Source organism: Leifsonia sp. PARNA 1/14 (assembly GCF_055720965.1).
Window position 1 is genome coordinate 1 of record NZ_JBVQSP010000002.1, and the last position, 13,373, is coordinate 13,373.

The 13,373-nt window shown below is 70.8% G+C and carries 12 protein-coding genes and 1 pseudogene; 7 read left to right on the plus strand and 6 right to left on the minus strand.

The window, feature by feature from the left end; genetic code table 11:
* Window positions 1-107 precede the first annotated feature (107 nt).
* The 3 genes from AC0HS0_RS05005 to AC0HS0_RS05015 form a co-directional block, all read right to left on the minus strand.
* Complete coding sequence (locus tag AC0HS0_RS05005; protein ID WP_472962147.1) at window positions 108-416, minus strand: hypothetical protein; 309 nt, start codon at window positions 414-416, stop codon at window positions 108-110.
* 98 nt (window positions 417-514) lie between these two features.
* Window positions 515-688, minus strand: a complete 174-nt coding sequence (locus AC0HS0_RS05010) for a hypothetical protein (RefSeq protein WP_472962149.1) — start codon at window positions 686-688, stop codon at window positions 515-517.
* A gap of 11 nt (window positions 689-699) precedes the next feature.
* The gene (locus AC0HS0_RS05015) at window positions 700-858 is read right to left on the minus strand and encodes a hypothetical protein (RefSeq protein ID WP_472962150.1); all 159 of its coding nucleotides are present in this window, start codon (window positions 856-858) and stop codon (window positions 700-702) included.
* A gap of 288 nt (window positions 859-1,146) precedes the next feature.
* Between AC0HS0_RS05015 and AC0HS0_RS05020 the strand changes: the two genes are divergently transcribed.
* Window positions 1,147-1,719, plus strand: a complete 573-nt coding sequence (locus tag AC0HS0_RS05020) for an RNA polymerase sigma factor (protein ID WP_472962151.1) — start codon at window positions 1,147-1,149, stop codon at window positions 1,717-1,719.
* A 12-nt stretch (window positions 1,720-1,731) separates the two neighbouring features.
* On the plus strand, window positions 1,732-2,130 hold the full coding sequence (locus tag AC0HS0_RS05025; protein WP_472962153.1) for a RidA family protein: 399 nt from the start codon (window positions 1,732-1,734) through the stop codon (window positions 2,128-2,130).
* Window positions 2,131-2,193: 63 nt separating this feature from the next.
* On the opposite strand, the gene AC0HS0_RS05030 is transcribed toward AC0HS0_RS05025, so the two are convergent.
* The gene (locus AC0HS0_RS05030) at window positions 2,194-2,367 is read right to left on the minus strand and encodes a CsbD family protein (protein WP_472962154.1); all 174 of its coding nucleotides are present in this window, start codon (window positions 2,365-2,367) and stop codon (window positions 2,194-2,196) included.
* A gap of 174 nt (window positions 2,368-2,541) precedes the next feature.
* Between AC0HS0_RS05030 and treY the strand changes: the two genes are divergently transcribed.
* Entirely contained in the window at window positions 2,542-4,875 is a 2,334-nt protein-coding gene (gene treY, locus AC0HS0_RS05035; protein ID WP_472962157.1) for a malto-oligosyltrehalose synthase, read from the plus strand.
* Window positions 4,872-6,608, plus strand: a complete 1,737-nt coding sequence (treZ, locus tag AC0HS0_RS05040; RefSeq protein ID WP_472962159.1) for a malto-oligosyltrehalose trehalohydrolase — start codon at window positions 4,872-4,874, stop codon at window positions 6,606-6,608. Before treY ends, treZ begins: the two co-directional genes overlap by 4 nt.
* Window positions 6,609-6,629: 21 nt before the next feature.
* Here treZ and AC0HS0_RS05045 read toward each other — a convergent pair whose 3' ends face one another.
* Entirely contained in the window at window positions 6,630-7,679 is a 1,050-nt protein-coding gene (locus AC0HS0_RS05045; RefSeq protein WP_472962161.1) for a YdcF family protein, read from the minus strand.
* Between the two features lie 190 nt (window positions 7,680-7,869).
* On the opposite strand from AC0HS0_RS05045, the gene glgX reads away from it, so the two are divergent.
* Window positions 7,870-9,912, plus strand: a complete 2,043-nt coding sequence (gene glgX / locus AC0HS0_RS05050; RefSeq protein WP_472962163.1) for a glycogen debranching protein GlgX — start codon at window positions 7,870-7,872, stop codon at window positions 9,910-9,912.
* Between the two features lie 4 nt (window positions 9,913-9,916).
* On the opposite strand, the gene acs is transcribed toward glgX, so the two are convergent.
* A complete protein-coding gene (acs, locus tag AC0HS0_RS05055; protein ID WP_472962165.1) occupies window positions 9,917-11,917 on the minus strand; it encodes an acetate--CoA ligase in 2,001 nt (666 codons plus the stop codon).
* Between the two features lie 94 nt (window positions 11,918-12,011).
* Between acs and AC0HS0_RS05060 the strand changes: the two genes are divergently transcribed.
* Together AC0HS0_RS05060 and AC0HS0_RS05065 are read left to right on the plus strand one after the other, a co-directional pair.
* Window positions 12,012-13,022, plus strand: a complete 1,011-nt coding sequence (locus AC0HS0_RS05060; RefSeq protein ID WP_472962166.1) for a PHP domain-containing protein — start codon at window positions 12,012-12,014, stop codon at window positions 13,020-13,022.
* Window positions 13,023-13,181: 159 nt separating this feature from the next.
* Window positions 13,182-13,373: pseudogene (locus tag AC0HS0_RS05065) on the plus strand (Putrescine importer PuuP); the annotation flags it as partial.

Sequence of the window (13,373 nt, forward strand, 5' to 3'; positions counted from 1 at the left end):
TCAGCACCGACCCCACACCGCCATCGGCAAGCTCCCGCCCATCACTCGGCTCACAAACAACCTGCCTGGGCACTACATCTAGCGGCGGCCCGGCGGCCCGGCGGGCCCTAGTGGTGGATCGGCTGGCGGTGCACGAGATTCAGCGACCGGCGCCGGATCGCGGGATGCGGAGCGTGGGCAGTCGGGAGGTCGTCCGCCCGGTAGTGCCTCAGCAGCCTCCAGTTGCGTAGCGCGAGCCGGGCGCACACGAGCACGGTCACGACGCCGCAGACGATGATCCCCCAGGCGCGCGGGTTCTCGCCCTCGGTGGGGATCAGGAAGAGCAGCGCCGAGGTCGCCAGTAGGGCGAGCAGCGCGCTCACCGCCCCGAACCCGACGCCGCGCCACGCCCGGGCGCGCTCCACTCGGTCACCCATGAAGCGCAAGCTACTCCGCGCTGACGCTGAACACCAGATGAACGCGCGGTGTCTGTGAGGTGGACGGGCCGCTCCGTCCAGGCTCCAGCGGCGGGATGTCAGTCGGCGAAGACCCCGCCGAACCGGTCGTGCCACTCGGCGTACGTGTGGTCGCGCCCGATCGGGCACTCGCAGCGGATGAAGATGGGTTGCCCGGTCACGACGCTCATCGCGCGCTCGACGTGCGCTCCTGTGCCCGTATCAGCTGGTGTCTCGCGCGTCTTCTTCGACATGGTCTGCCCTCTCACCCGTTGTAACCGCGGCATCCGCCGCAGCGGTCGCAGACCAGGACGAACGCCGGTCCTCCGGCCTGTGTCGTCACGATCGCCGGACGCGCGTCATGCGTGCCGCAGTTCGGGCAGACGCCGCGCAGGATCGGCATCCGCGTCTCGAGTGTGCTCATGGTCGTGGCCCTTCTCTCTCTGCTGAGGGACACGGCACGAGCAGTTGCATAACGCCCGCGCTGTGGCTGCCCAGTATCGAGCGGCCAGAGCGGGTGAGGCAGCGGGCGATACGTGTTTTCAGCGGACACGTAGTCGAATACGTAGTCCTACGCGTTCCTGAAATACCAGCATTCGCGAGCCTGATTCCGCGAGCAGAGGCGGGTGTTTGTCGGTCCTCTTCTCGGAACCACACTCCCGACATCGAGGACGAACGGCCAGACACCAGCCCCTCGCCCTCCGAGGACATCATGCTCAGCATCATCACCGGAATCACTCGGCTGGACCGACTCACCGACGAAGAACTGATCCAGCTCACCCGCGAAGGCGACGACCGGGCGTTCGGAGAGATCTGGCGGCGTCATGCCGCTGTCGGCGCGTCGATCGCGCGCCGCGTCACCACCCGCATCGACGCCGCCGACCTGGTCTCAGAGGCCTTCGCCCGGATGCTCCAGGCCGTCCGCAACGGCGCCGGCCCGAAGACGGCCGTGCGCAGCTACCTCGCCACCACCATCCGTTCGGTCGCCGCGTCGTGGGGCCGCAACCTCCGCCCCACCGTCGACATCGATGAGGCGCCGGAGGTCGGCTTCACCGACGACCGGTTCGACTCGCTCGACGAGAGCGACCGCCGTGAAGCGGCCGTCGCGGCCTTCAAGTCCCTCCCCGAGCGCTGGCAGCGCGCGCTCTGGTACTCCGAGGTGGAGGGACGCTCGAACGCCGAGATCGGCGAACTCCTGCACATCAAGACGACCGCCGCGGCGATGCTGGCCTCCCGGGCGCGAGCCGGCCTGCGCAAGGCCTGGTACGCGGCGGAGGCGGCCTGACACGATGTCGGCATGACCATCACTTTCTTGCAACCTCCCGGACTCGTGCACAGCCCCGCCTTCAGTCACGTCGCGGTGGTGCCCGCCGGCGCGACGACCGTCTACCTCGGCGGCCAGAACGGCGTCGACGAGAACGGAGCGCTCGTCTCGCCCGAGGTGGGCGCGCAGGCCGCGCGGGCGCTCGACAATGCGGAAGTCGCGCTCGCGGCGGCCGGAGCCTCCCTCGACGACGTCGTGCAGTGGTTCGTCGCCATCGACGACGAGGCGGACCTCCAGGCCGCCTACGGAGCCATCGCTCCGCGTCTGGCGCGCGACGGCGCACCTCCGCTCGTCTCCGGCACGCGCGTGGCCGGCCTCGGGGTGCCGGGAGCGCTCATCGAGATCAGCGCGATCGCAGCGGTCGCGGGCTGAACCGTCCCCTGACGTGCGAAGTCCCCGCCACGTGGAACGCGACGGGGACTCCGGAGACGGTGCTCAGTGCTTGAAGGCGTCCTTCACCTTCTCGCCGGCGTTCTTGAGGTCGGCCTTGGCCTGATCGCCCTTGCCTTCGGCCTCCAGGCGCTCGTCGCCCGTGGCCTTGCCAGCGCCCTCTTTCGCCTTGCCGCCGGCGTCCTGAGCGGCGTTCTCGATCTTGTCGTCGAGTCCCATTCGTTGTCCCCTTTCGTCTGCGTGAACACGACGCTCCCACCCTCGCGGGAGGTCGTCCAGGCTGCACTCACCCCCTGAAAAATCAATCCCCTCACAGCCCTCCACACCTCCGGGATTTCCACCGAAATGTCCAGCCCCTTCCTGGCGGCGTCGGCGCGCGAAAGAATCCACGGTGTGAGCAACGACGTACCGACCAGCACCTACCGCCTCCAGATCACTCCCGACTTCACGCTGCGGGACGCCGCGCAGACGCTCGACTACCTGCAGCGGCTCGGCGTCGGCGCCGTCTACCTCTCTCCCCTGCTCCAGGCGGGCGCCGGGTCGGCGCACGGTTACGACGTGGTCGACCCGACTCGCGTCGACGAATCGCGAGGCGGAACCGACGCCTTGCGGGAGTTCGCGGACGCCGCCCATGCGCGGGGCCTCGCCGTCATCGTCGACATCGTGCCCAACCACGTGGGTGTCGCGGTACCGCACGAGAACCCGTGGTGGTGGGACGTCCTGAAGCTCGGCCGCGACTCCGCCTACGCCGACTTCTTCGACATCGACTGGGAGCTCGGAGGCGGCCGCGTGCGCATCCCGGTGCTCGGCGACGGTCCGGACGAGCTCGGGTCGCTGAGGGTGGAGGGCGGCGAGCTGCGGTACTACGAGCACCGATTTCCGCTCGCCCCCGGCACGGAGTTCGGTGCGGCGCCGACGGTGCACGACCGGCAGCACTACGAGCTGGTCTCGTGGCGGCGCGCGGACGCCGAACTCAACTACCGGCGGTTCTTCGCGGTGAACACACTCGCCGGCGTGCGGGTGGAGGATCCGCGGGTCTTCGACGCGACACACACCGAGATCGGCCGCTGGCTGCGCGAGGGGCTGGTCGACGGCCTCCGCGTCGACCACCCGGACGGGCTGCGCGACCCGGGCGATTACCTCGACCGGCTCGCGGAGCTCGCCGGCGCGCGCCCGGTCTGGGTCGAGAAGATCCTGGAGGGCGACGAGCGGATCCCGAACTGGCCGATCGCGGGCACCACGGGCTACGACGCGCTCGGAATCGTCGACCGGGTCTTCGTCGACCCGCGGGGCGAGGAGCCGCTGACCGCCCTCGCCGAGGAGCACGACGGGCGGGAGGAGAGCCGCGACTGGGCCGGGCTGGTGCACCGGCGCAAGCGGGCCGTCGCCGACGGCATCCTCCGCTCCGAGGTGCTCAGGGTCGCGCGCGAGGCGAGGGCCGGCGTGGCCGAGGCCGCTGGTGACCTCCCGCCCGCCGACGACGTCGCCGACGCGGTCGCAGAACTCGCCGCGGCCTTCCCTGTGTACCGGAGCTACCTCCCGTTCGGCGAAGGCCATCTGTCGGCAGCGCGCGACGCCGCAGCCGCCGCGCGTCCCGACCTCGCCGCGACGCTGGCCCGGCTCGTCGGCGGGCTCGTCCCCGACGGAGACGGGCGGCTCTCAGAAGCGTCGGCGCGATTCCAGCAGACGAGCGGCGCGATCATGGCCAAAGGCGTCGAGGACAACGCCTTCTACCGCTACACGCGCCTGGTCTCTCTCACCGAGGTCGGCGGGGATCCCTCGGAATTCGCCCTCCCGGTCGCCGAGTTCCACCGCCTGCAGGAGCGACGGCTCGCCGACCTCCCGCACTCACTGACCACGCTGAGCACCCACGACACCAAACGCAGCGAGGACACCCGGGCGCGGATCGAGGTGCTGGCGGAGGCGCCCGATCGCTGGGCGCGGTTCCTCGAAGCGGTGCGCGAGCGGGTCGGACTCGGCGACGGCACCCTCGAGAACCTGCTCTGGCAGTCGATCGTCGGAGCGTGGCCCGCCTCGCGCGAACGGCTGCACGCCTATGCGCTCAAAGCCGCACGCGAGGCAGGCGCCGGCACCAGCTGGACCGATCCCGACGCGCTGTTCGAGGGTGCCCTCGCCGACCTGGTCGACGCCGTGTTCGACGACGGCCGGGTCGCCGCCGAAGTGGAGGCGATCGCCGCGTTCCTTGACGCGCCAGGGGCGAGCAACGGCCTGGGAGCCAAGCTCCTGCAGCTGATGTCGCCAGGGGTTCCCGACGTCTACCAGGGCTCCGAGCGCTGGGAGCGGTCGCTCGTCGACCCCGACAACCGTCGCCCGGTCGAGTTCGACGCAGCGGCCGGCCTGCTCGCGCACCTCGACGAGGGACGCCTGCCGGCGATCGACTCGTCCGGCGCGGCGAAGCTCCTGGTGACGTCGCGAGCGCTCCGCCTGCGGCGCGACCGCCCCGACCTGTTCACCGGCTACCGCCCGCTGCTCGCGAGCGGACCGCGATCGGACCACCTGGTCGCATTCGACCGGGGAGGCGCGCTCGCCCTCGTGACGCGACTCCCGGTCGGGTTGGCTCAGGCGGGAGGCTGGGGCGACACGGCGGTCGATGTGGGGGCCGGGCCGTTCCGCGACGAGCTGACAGGACGGACGGTCAGCGGGCGCGTGGCCCTGGCGGAGCTCTTCGACCGCTACCCCGTCGCTCTGCTGGCGGTGACGCGATGAGCGGCTTCGAGCCGGTGGCGTCGCGCGCGCTTGCGGCGCGTGCCTTTCCCGCACGCACCTTCCCGGTCTGGGCCCCTGGCGCCGAGACCGTGTCGGTCGACATCTCAGGACGAGGGCGACTTCCCCTGATGCGCGTCGACGGCGGCTGGTGGCACCTCGCGGAGTCGCTCGACGCGGGCTCGGATGCCCTCGACTACGGGTTCGTCGTCGACGGCGACGGCCCGTTCCCCGACCCGCGCTCCCGGCGCCAGCCCCACGGAGTGCACGCGCTGAGCCGCGAGTGGAGCCCGTCCGGCTACGACTGGAGCGACGACGAGTGGCGCTCCGCATCGCTCACCGGCCGGGTGATCTACGAGCTCCACATCGGAACGTTCACGCCGGAGGGGACCCTCGACGCCGCCGCCGAGCGCCTCGTCCACCTCGTCGACCTGGGGGTGGACGCGGTCGAGCTGCTGCCGGTCAACGCGTTCAACGGGACGCACGGCTGGGGCTACGACGGCGTGCTCTGGTTCGCCGTGCACGAACCCTACGGCGGCCCGGAGGCGTACCAGCGGTTCGTGGACGCGTGCCACGCACGCGGTGTCGCGGTCATCCAGGACGTCGTGTACAACCACCTGGGTCCGAGCGGCAACTACCTCCCGAAGTACGGCCCGTACCTGAGCGACGGGCGGAACACCTGGGGCTCGTCCGTCAACCTCGACGGGCCCGGCTCTGACGAGGTGCGTCGACTCATCCTCGACGACGTCGCCTTCTGGCTCGACGACATGCACGTCGATGGACTACGGCTCGACGCTGTGCACGCCCTGCACGACAGCAGCGCCGAGCACATCCTGGAAGCCATGGCCCGGCGCGCGGCCGGCATCCGCGAGCGCACCGGACGCGCGGCGACCCTCATCGCCGAGAGCGACCTCAACGACCCGAAGCTGATCCGCGAGCGCCTCGAGCACGGCTACGGCCTCGACGCGCAGTGGGACGACGACGTGCACCACGCCGTGCACGTCAACCTCACGGGGGAGACGACCGGCTACTACGCCGACTTCGAAGGGCCGGCCTCGCTCGTGAAGGTCTTCGAGCGCGGCTACTTCCACGACGGCACCTGGTCGAGCTTCCGCGAACGGCACCATGGCCGTCCGCTCGACGCGGAGATCCCGTTCACGCGGCTGGTCGCATTCAGCCAGGATCACGACCAGATCGGCAACCGGGCGATCGGCGACCGCCTCACCGCCACCCTCGACGAGGGTGCGCTGGCCGTGGCTGCCGCACTCGTCCTCCTCGGCCCGTTCACGCCGATGCTCTTCATGGGCGAGGAGTGGGGTGCGACGACGCCGTGGCCGTTCTTCAGCTCCCACCCGGAGCCGGAGCTCGCGGAGGCCACGCGCACCGGCCGCATCGCCGAGTTCGCGCGAATGGGTTGGGACCCGTCCGTCGTCCCCGACCCGCAAGACCCTGCCACCTTCGAGAGCGCACGACTGCGCTGGGCCGAGCTCGACGAGCCCGCCAACGCACGGCTGCTCGCGTGGTACCGCCGCCTGATCGAGCTGCGCAGGCAGGTGCCGGCCGGGGCCCGCGCGACCGAGGTGTCGTGCGTCGACGGCGTGTTCCGGTTCACGCGCGGCGGGCTGACGGTGGAGGCCGCGCTGAGCGGAGAGGGGCTCGCGGCGGAGGGAGGGTTGGAGCGTTCGGGCGCGGCGGTCGTCGCCGTGTTCGGAGGTGCCGTCCGAATCACCCGGTGAGTGGCGCACCCGGTCGCAGCGTCACGCCGGGTAGGCCGCCCACACCACCGCAGCGGCCGCGACACCGGCGAGCACGAAGAGAGCCGCGACCGCCTGCTGGATGCGAGGGAACATCACCGCAACCGCGACGAACTCCCGCAGCGTCGCCGACGGCACGAAGTATCGCGCCGTCTTCGCACCCGTCGCGGCAGCGGGGAGCCCCACACGGCGCGCGAGCATCGCGGAACGCAGCACGTGATAGTCGCTGGTCACGACCAGCGAACGCGTACCCGGTCGATGCGCCTCGGCGATCGCCCGCGAGAACAGGAGGTTCTGCTCGGTGTTCTCCGCTTCGGTCTCGGCGAGCACTGCATCCGCCGGCACCCCGGCGTCGCGGAGGTACTCGGCCATCGCCTCGCCCTCCGCGCGTGGCTCGTCGCTCCCCCGGCCGCCGGTCGGGATCAGCACGCAGTCGCCATCGGCCGAACGCCGGGCGTAGAACAACGCAACGCCGCGGTCGAGCCGCGAGGCCAGCAGCGGCGGCACACGACCATCGATGAGCCCGGCTCCCAGCACGACGATCGCGTCGTAGTCCCCGATCCGCGCGCGACGGTAGACCACCCCGTAGATCAGGAAGAGCACGAAGAAGGAGGCGACGTACGTCGAGCAGAGCGCCACGACGACGACGAACGCCGCGAGGATCGCGCGCAGGACGACCTGATCGTCGTGCGCCGACAGCATCCACGACGTCGCGAGAATGATTCCGACGGGTACCGCGAGCAGCAGCACTCCCGCGATCAGCGACAGCGCGTTCGCGAGGTTCCTGCTCTCCCTCCGCACCATCCGGACGCCGTTGCCGATCAGGTAGGCCGCGAGCACCAAGATCAGCAACGGCAGCAGTGCCAACGGGATCGCGAGGACCGCGGCCAGCGGCAGCGTGCCCTCCAGCCCGACCAGCAGCGAATCGATCGCGAAATACCCACCGATCGCTGCGACCACGCCGATGCTGAGCCGTCGGTTGTCCGCCCGCCACATGCGCACAGCGATGGCCAGGAGGACGACGGCCGCGGGCACGGTGACGAGGAGAGACATCACCCGCACCCTAACGTGACGGTTCGCGCGTGACGGTTCGGGCGCGACGGTTAGCGGTCCGCCAGTCGTCTGTCAACGGCTTCCCGCCCTCGAAGCCACCCCGGTAACCTGTCGATCTAACGATCGGAGGCACCGTGTCCCATCTCTGCCCCCTGCACTCCCCCTCGCCTCGGCCGTTCCGGACCCGCCGGTGAGCGGCGACGGCTCCCGTCCGTATCCACTCGGCCTCACACTCGTCGAGGGCGGCGCCAACGTCGCCGTCTACAGCGAGAACGCCGACGCGGTCTTCGTCTCGCTGTTCGACACGCGCGGACGCGAGACCCGCACCGAGCTGCGGCAGCGCACCGGACACGTCTTCCACGGGTTCGTCGCCGGGCTGGTCCCCGGCACCCGCTACGGCCTCCGCGTCGCCGGCCCCTGGGACCCGGCCAACGGCCTCCGGTTCTCCGCCGCCAAGGTGCTGCTGCCTCCGCACACCCGCGCCGTCACCGGATCGTGGGACAACACCCAGGCGGTGTTCGGCCACCAGCTCGGCCGCCCTCGCCGGCGCAGCGACACCAACGGAGCGCGCCACGTCGCCCTCGGCGTCGCCGTCGACCGCCAGGAGTTCGACTGGGGCGACCACGAGCGCCCGCGCATCCCGCTGAGCGAGACCGTCATCTACGAGACCCACGTGAAGGGTTTCACCAAGCTCATGGAGTGGGTCCCGGAGGAGTTCCGCGGCACCTACGCCGGGCTGGCCCACCCCGCCGCCGTCGAGTACCTCAAGAATCTCGGCGTCACTACGGTCGAGCTGCTCCCGGTGCACCAGTTCGTGCAGGATGCGCACCTCACCGAGAAGGGCCTCCGCAACTACTGGGGGTACAACTCGATCGGGTTCTTCGCCCCGCACAACGAGTACGCCGCGACCGGCGACACCGGCCACCAGGTCGACGAGTTCAAGGGCATGGTGAAGGCCCTGCACGCCGCGGGCCTGGAAGTCATCCTCGACGTCGTCTACAACCACACCGCCGAGGGCAACGACCTCGGCCCGACGTACAGCTTCAAGGGGATCGACAACCCCTCCTACTACCGGCTCGTCGACGGCGACCGCGCCCACTACTTCGACACGACCGGAACCGGCAACAGTGTCAACGTCAGCCACCCGGCCGCCCTGCAGTTGATCATGGACTCGCTGCGGTACTGGGTCGAGGACTACCACATCGACGGTTTCCGGTTCGATCTGGCCACCACGCTCACCCGCCAGGGCGGCGACGCGAGCCTGCACAGCGCGTTCCTCACCCTCATCCAGCAGGACCCGACCCTGGCCGAGGTCAAGCTGATCGCCGAGCCGTGGGACGTCGCCGGCTACCAGCTCGGCGGCTTTCCCGCCGACTGGTCGGAGTGGAACGGCACGTTCCGCGACGACGTGCGCGACTACTGGCGGGGCACCCCCGGCGTGCTCGCCACCCTCTCGCAACGCGTGCTCGGCAGCCCCGACATCTACGAGGACTCGCGCCGCGCCCCGCTCTCGAGCGTCAACTTCGTCACCGCTCATGACGGTTTCACGCTCTCGGACCTCACCAGCTACACGGAGAAGCACAACGAGGCGAACGGCGAGGACAACCGCGACGGCGAATCCGACAACCGCTCCGACAACTACGGCGTGGAGGGACCGACCGACGACGAGGGGATCCTCGCCTTCCGCACCCGGCAGCGCAAGAACTTCCTGGCCACCGTCCTGCTGTCCGCCGGCGTGCCGATGATCCTCGGCGGCGACGAGATCGGCCGCACCCAGCACGGCAACAACAACGCCTACTGCCAGGACAACGAGATCTCCTGGTACGACTGGCGGAACGCCGACTGGGATCTTCACGAGTTCACCTCCAAGCTCATCCACCTGCGCCGGGCCGAGCCGGCGCTGCGTCCCGAGTGGTACCGCCATGCCCCCGACGTCGGGGGTCCCGACACCGTGCTGATCGTGCGCGCGGACGGCGAGCCGTTCGCCGACGACGACTGGGCGGATCTGGAGGCACGCTCCATCGCGTTCGTCCTCATGCACGAGGGTGCAGACTCGTTCCTGCTGCTGCTCAACGCGGCCAGGAACGGCGTCGAGTTCGGCCTCCCGGACCCGCCGGGGGCTCACTGGCAGCTCGAGCTCAGCAGCGATCCCGGCCTCGCCCTCAACGACGGCGAGAGCGTGATCGTCGGCGAGTCCGCCTTCGCCCTGTTCAGATCGGCAGTGGCGCCTTAAGGTCTCATCTTCCGCCGGCGAGCGTCGACGCGATGCGGGAGGGCACGGTCTCGTCCTGGAGTGACGTGGTGTCGCCGAGGGGCCGGCCGTCGAACAGGTCGACGAGCAGGCGACGCATGATCTTGCCCGACCGGGTCTTCGGGAGGTCGTCGACGAGCACGATGTGGCGCGGCTTCGCGATGGCGCCGATGGCCCGGGCGACCTGCTCGCGCAGCTCGCCGGCCTCCGGCCCGCGACCCGGAGCGCGATCCGCGCCACCGGCGGGGATGACGAAGGCGGCGACCGCCTGCCCGGTCGTCGCGTCGCCCACGCCGACCACGGCGGCCTCCGCCACCGACGGGTGCGCCACCAGCGCCGACTCGATCTCGATCGTCGAGAGGCGGTGACCCGACACGTTGATGACGTCGTCGAGCCTCCCGAGCAGCCAGAGGTAGCCGTCGTCGTCGATCGCCGCGCCGTCGCCCGCGAAGAAGTAGCCGCGGTCGGCGAACGGTCTCCAGTACGAGTCGCGGTAGCGCTCCGCGTCGGCCCAGACGGTGCGCGACATCGCCGGCCAGGTGCCGTCGATGACGATGGAGCCTCCCGAGCCGCGCGGCACGTCGTCCCCGTGCTCGTCGACGACGCGGACGGTCACGCCCGGCACGGCCACCGTGGCCGAGCCCGGCTTCAACACCGTCACACCGGGCAGCGGCGCCACGATGGCGGCGCCGGACTCCGACTGCCACCAGGTGTCGACCACGGGAGCCCGGCCGGCGCCGAGCTGGTCGCGGAACCACACCCACACCTCCGGGTTGATGGCCTCCCCCACGGTGCCGAGCAGCCGGATGCTGGAGAGGTCCCAGTCGCCCGCGGCGGCCAGCCCCTCCGGAAACCAGCTCATGAAGGTGCGGATGAGCGTCGGAGCGGTGTAGTACGTGGTCACGCCGTAGCGCTCGATGATCTCGAAGTGCCGGCCGGTGGAGGGCGTGTTCGGGGTGCCCTCGTAGATGACGGAGGTCGCGCCGTTGGCGAGCGGGCCGTACAACACGTAGGTGTGCGCGGTCACCCAGGCCAGGTCGGCCGTGCACCAGTAGACGTCGTCCGGCTTGGCGTCGAAGAGCGCCCAATGGCTCCATGCCGCCTGCGTGAGGTAGCCGCCTGTGGTGTGGACGACGCCCTTCGGCCTCCCGGTCGTCCCGGACGTGTAGATGATGAACAGCGGGGTCTCCGCGTCGAAGAACTCCGGCTCGTGCGTGCTCGGCGCGGTGTCGACGACGTCGTGCCACCAGACGTCGCGGCCCGGCGTCCACGGGATGCCCGGCGTGAGCTCGCCGGTGCGGCGCACGACCAGCACGTGCTCGATCGCGTTGTCGCCCGCGACGGCGGCGTCGGCCTGAGCCTTCACCGGCGCCGCCGCGCCGCGCCGGAACTGGCCGTCGGAGGTCACCAGGAGCTTCGCGCCGGTGTCCTCCACCCGGAACCGCAGGGCCTCCGCCGAGAACCCGCCGAACACGAGCGAGTGGATGGCGCCGACGCGCGCGATGGCGAGGGTGATCACGACGGTCTCGGGGATGACGGGCAGGTAGACCACGACGCGGTCGCCCTTCCCGACGCCGAGTGCGGTGAGCGCGTTCGCCGCGCGGGCCACGCGACGCTGGAGGTCGGCGTAGGTGATCGTCTCCCCGTCGCCGGGCTCGCCCTCGAAGTGCAGGGCCACGCGCTCGCCGTACCCGGCGGCGACGTGGCGGTCGACACAGTTGACCGCCACGTTCAGGCGTCCGCCGGCGAACCACTCGGCGCGCGGGATGCTGAGCTCGCCGTCCTCGCCCGGCGTCGCGGGCTGCCAGGTGTGGGCGGTGTGCCAGGGCTCGGCCCAGTCGAGACGGGCGGCCTGCCGCTCCCAGAAGGCGACGGCGTCGCGGGCCTGGTCGAACACCTCCGGCCCGACATTGGCCTGCGCGGCGAACTCCGGGCTCGGCTCGTACCGCCGGGTCTCGCGGCCCAGGTTCTCGATCGCGCTGCTCACCCCACGACGCTACCGGCGCCGTCGCTCGTGCCCGTCACCTCCCGTAACCCCTCGTAACCCACCGCCGAGGCGACGGTGGTGGGAGCATGAGGACATGGACCCGGTCGCAGCGCTCAACGAGATCGCCTTCTGGCTCGAGCGCGAGCTCGCGCCCTCCTTCAAAGTGCAGGCGTTCCGCAAGGCCGCCGCCATCATCGCCCCGCTGGGCACGGACGAGGTCGCGGCCCGCGTCGCCGACGGCCGGCTCAAGCGCACGAAGGGGATCGGCGACCGCACGTTCCAGGTGATCTCGCAGGCCGTCGCCGGTGACGTGCCCGACTACCTCGCCGATCTGCGCGAGCGCAACGCCAAGCCGCTGGACGCCGGAGGCGCCGACCTGCGCGCCCAGCTGCGGGGCGACCTCCACAGCCACACCGAATGGTCGGACGGCACCGTCCCGATCGAGGTGATGGCGGCGGCCGCCGCGACGCTGGGCCGCGAGTACCAGGCGATCACCGACCACTCCCCCACGCTCACGGTCGCGAGCGGGCTCAGCGCCGAGCGGCTGACCGAGCAGCTCGACGTCATCGCCGGCCTCGAAACGGGCAGCGTGACCCTCCTCACCGGGATCGAGGTCGACATCCTCGAAGACGGCACGCTCGACCAGACCCCTGAGCTGCTCACCCGCCTCGACGTCGTGGTCGCCAGCGTGCACTCCAAGCTGCGCGCCGACAGCCGCACGATGACCGCGCGCATGCTCGGCGGCATCCGCGACCCGCACACGAACGTGCTCGGCCACTGCACCGGGAGGCTCGTCCAGGGCTCGCGCGGAACCCGCCCGCCGAGCGAGTTCGACGCCGATGCCGTCTTCGCCGCGTGCGCCGAGAACGGCGTCGCGGTCGAGATCAACTCGCGGCCCGAACGGCAGGACCCGCCGGACGAGCTCATCCAGCGCGCGCTCGACGCCGGCTGTCTGTTCTCGATCGACACCGACGCGCACGCGCCCGGGCAGCTCGACTTCCTCGCCTACGGCGCGGCCCGCGCGGCCGCGAACGGTGTGCCCGCCGACCGGATCGTGACCACCTGGCCGCTGGCGAAGCTGCGGGCGTGGCTCGCGAAGGGCTGAACCTCTCGACTGTCGATTTCGGCACCCGAAACGGGGATCCACCGCGTATTCAGTGGCCGAATCCGCCGATCTGATATGAGATCAGTCGTTCCCGATTCGGATTTCGTCGCGACTGGGCCTACTATTGCGGGCGTCCCCGACTGCAGCGAAGGAGCTCGCGTGTCCTCCAACCCCGCACCCACCGCACTGCGGCGATCCCTCGGCCTCTGGGCGATCGTCGCACTCGGCCTCGGTTACATGACCCCCATGACGGTGTTCGACACCTTCGGCATTGTCACCGGCGAGACCAACGGCGTCGTGCCCGCCGCCTACCTGTTCGCGCTCGTCGCGATGGTGTTCACGGCGGTCAGC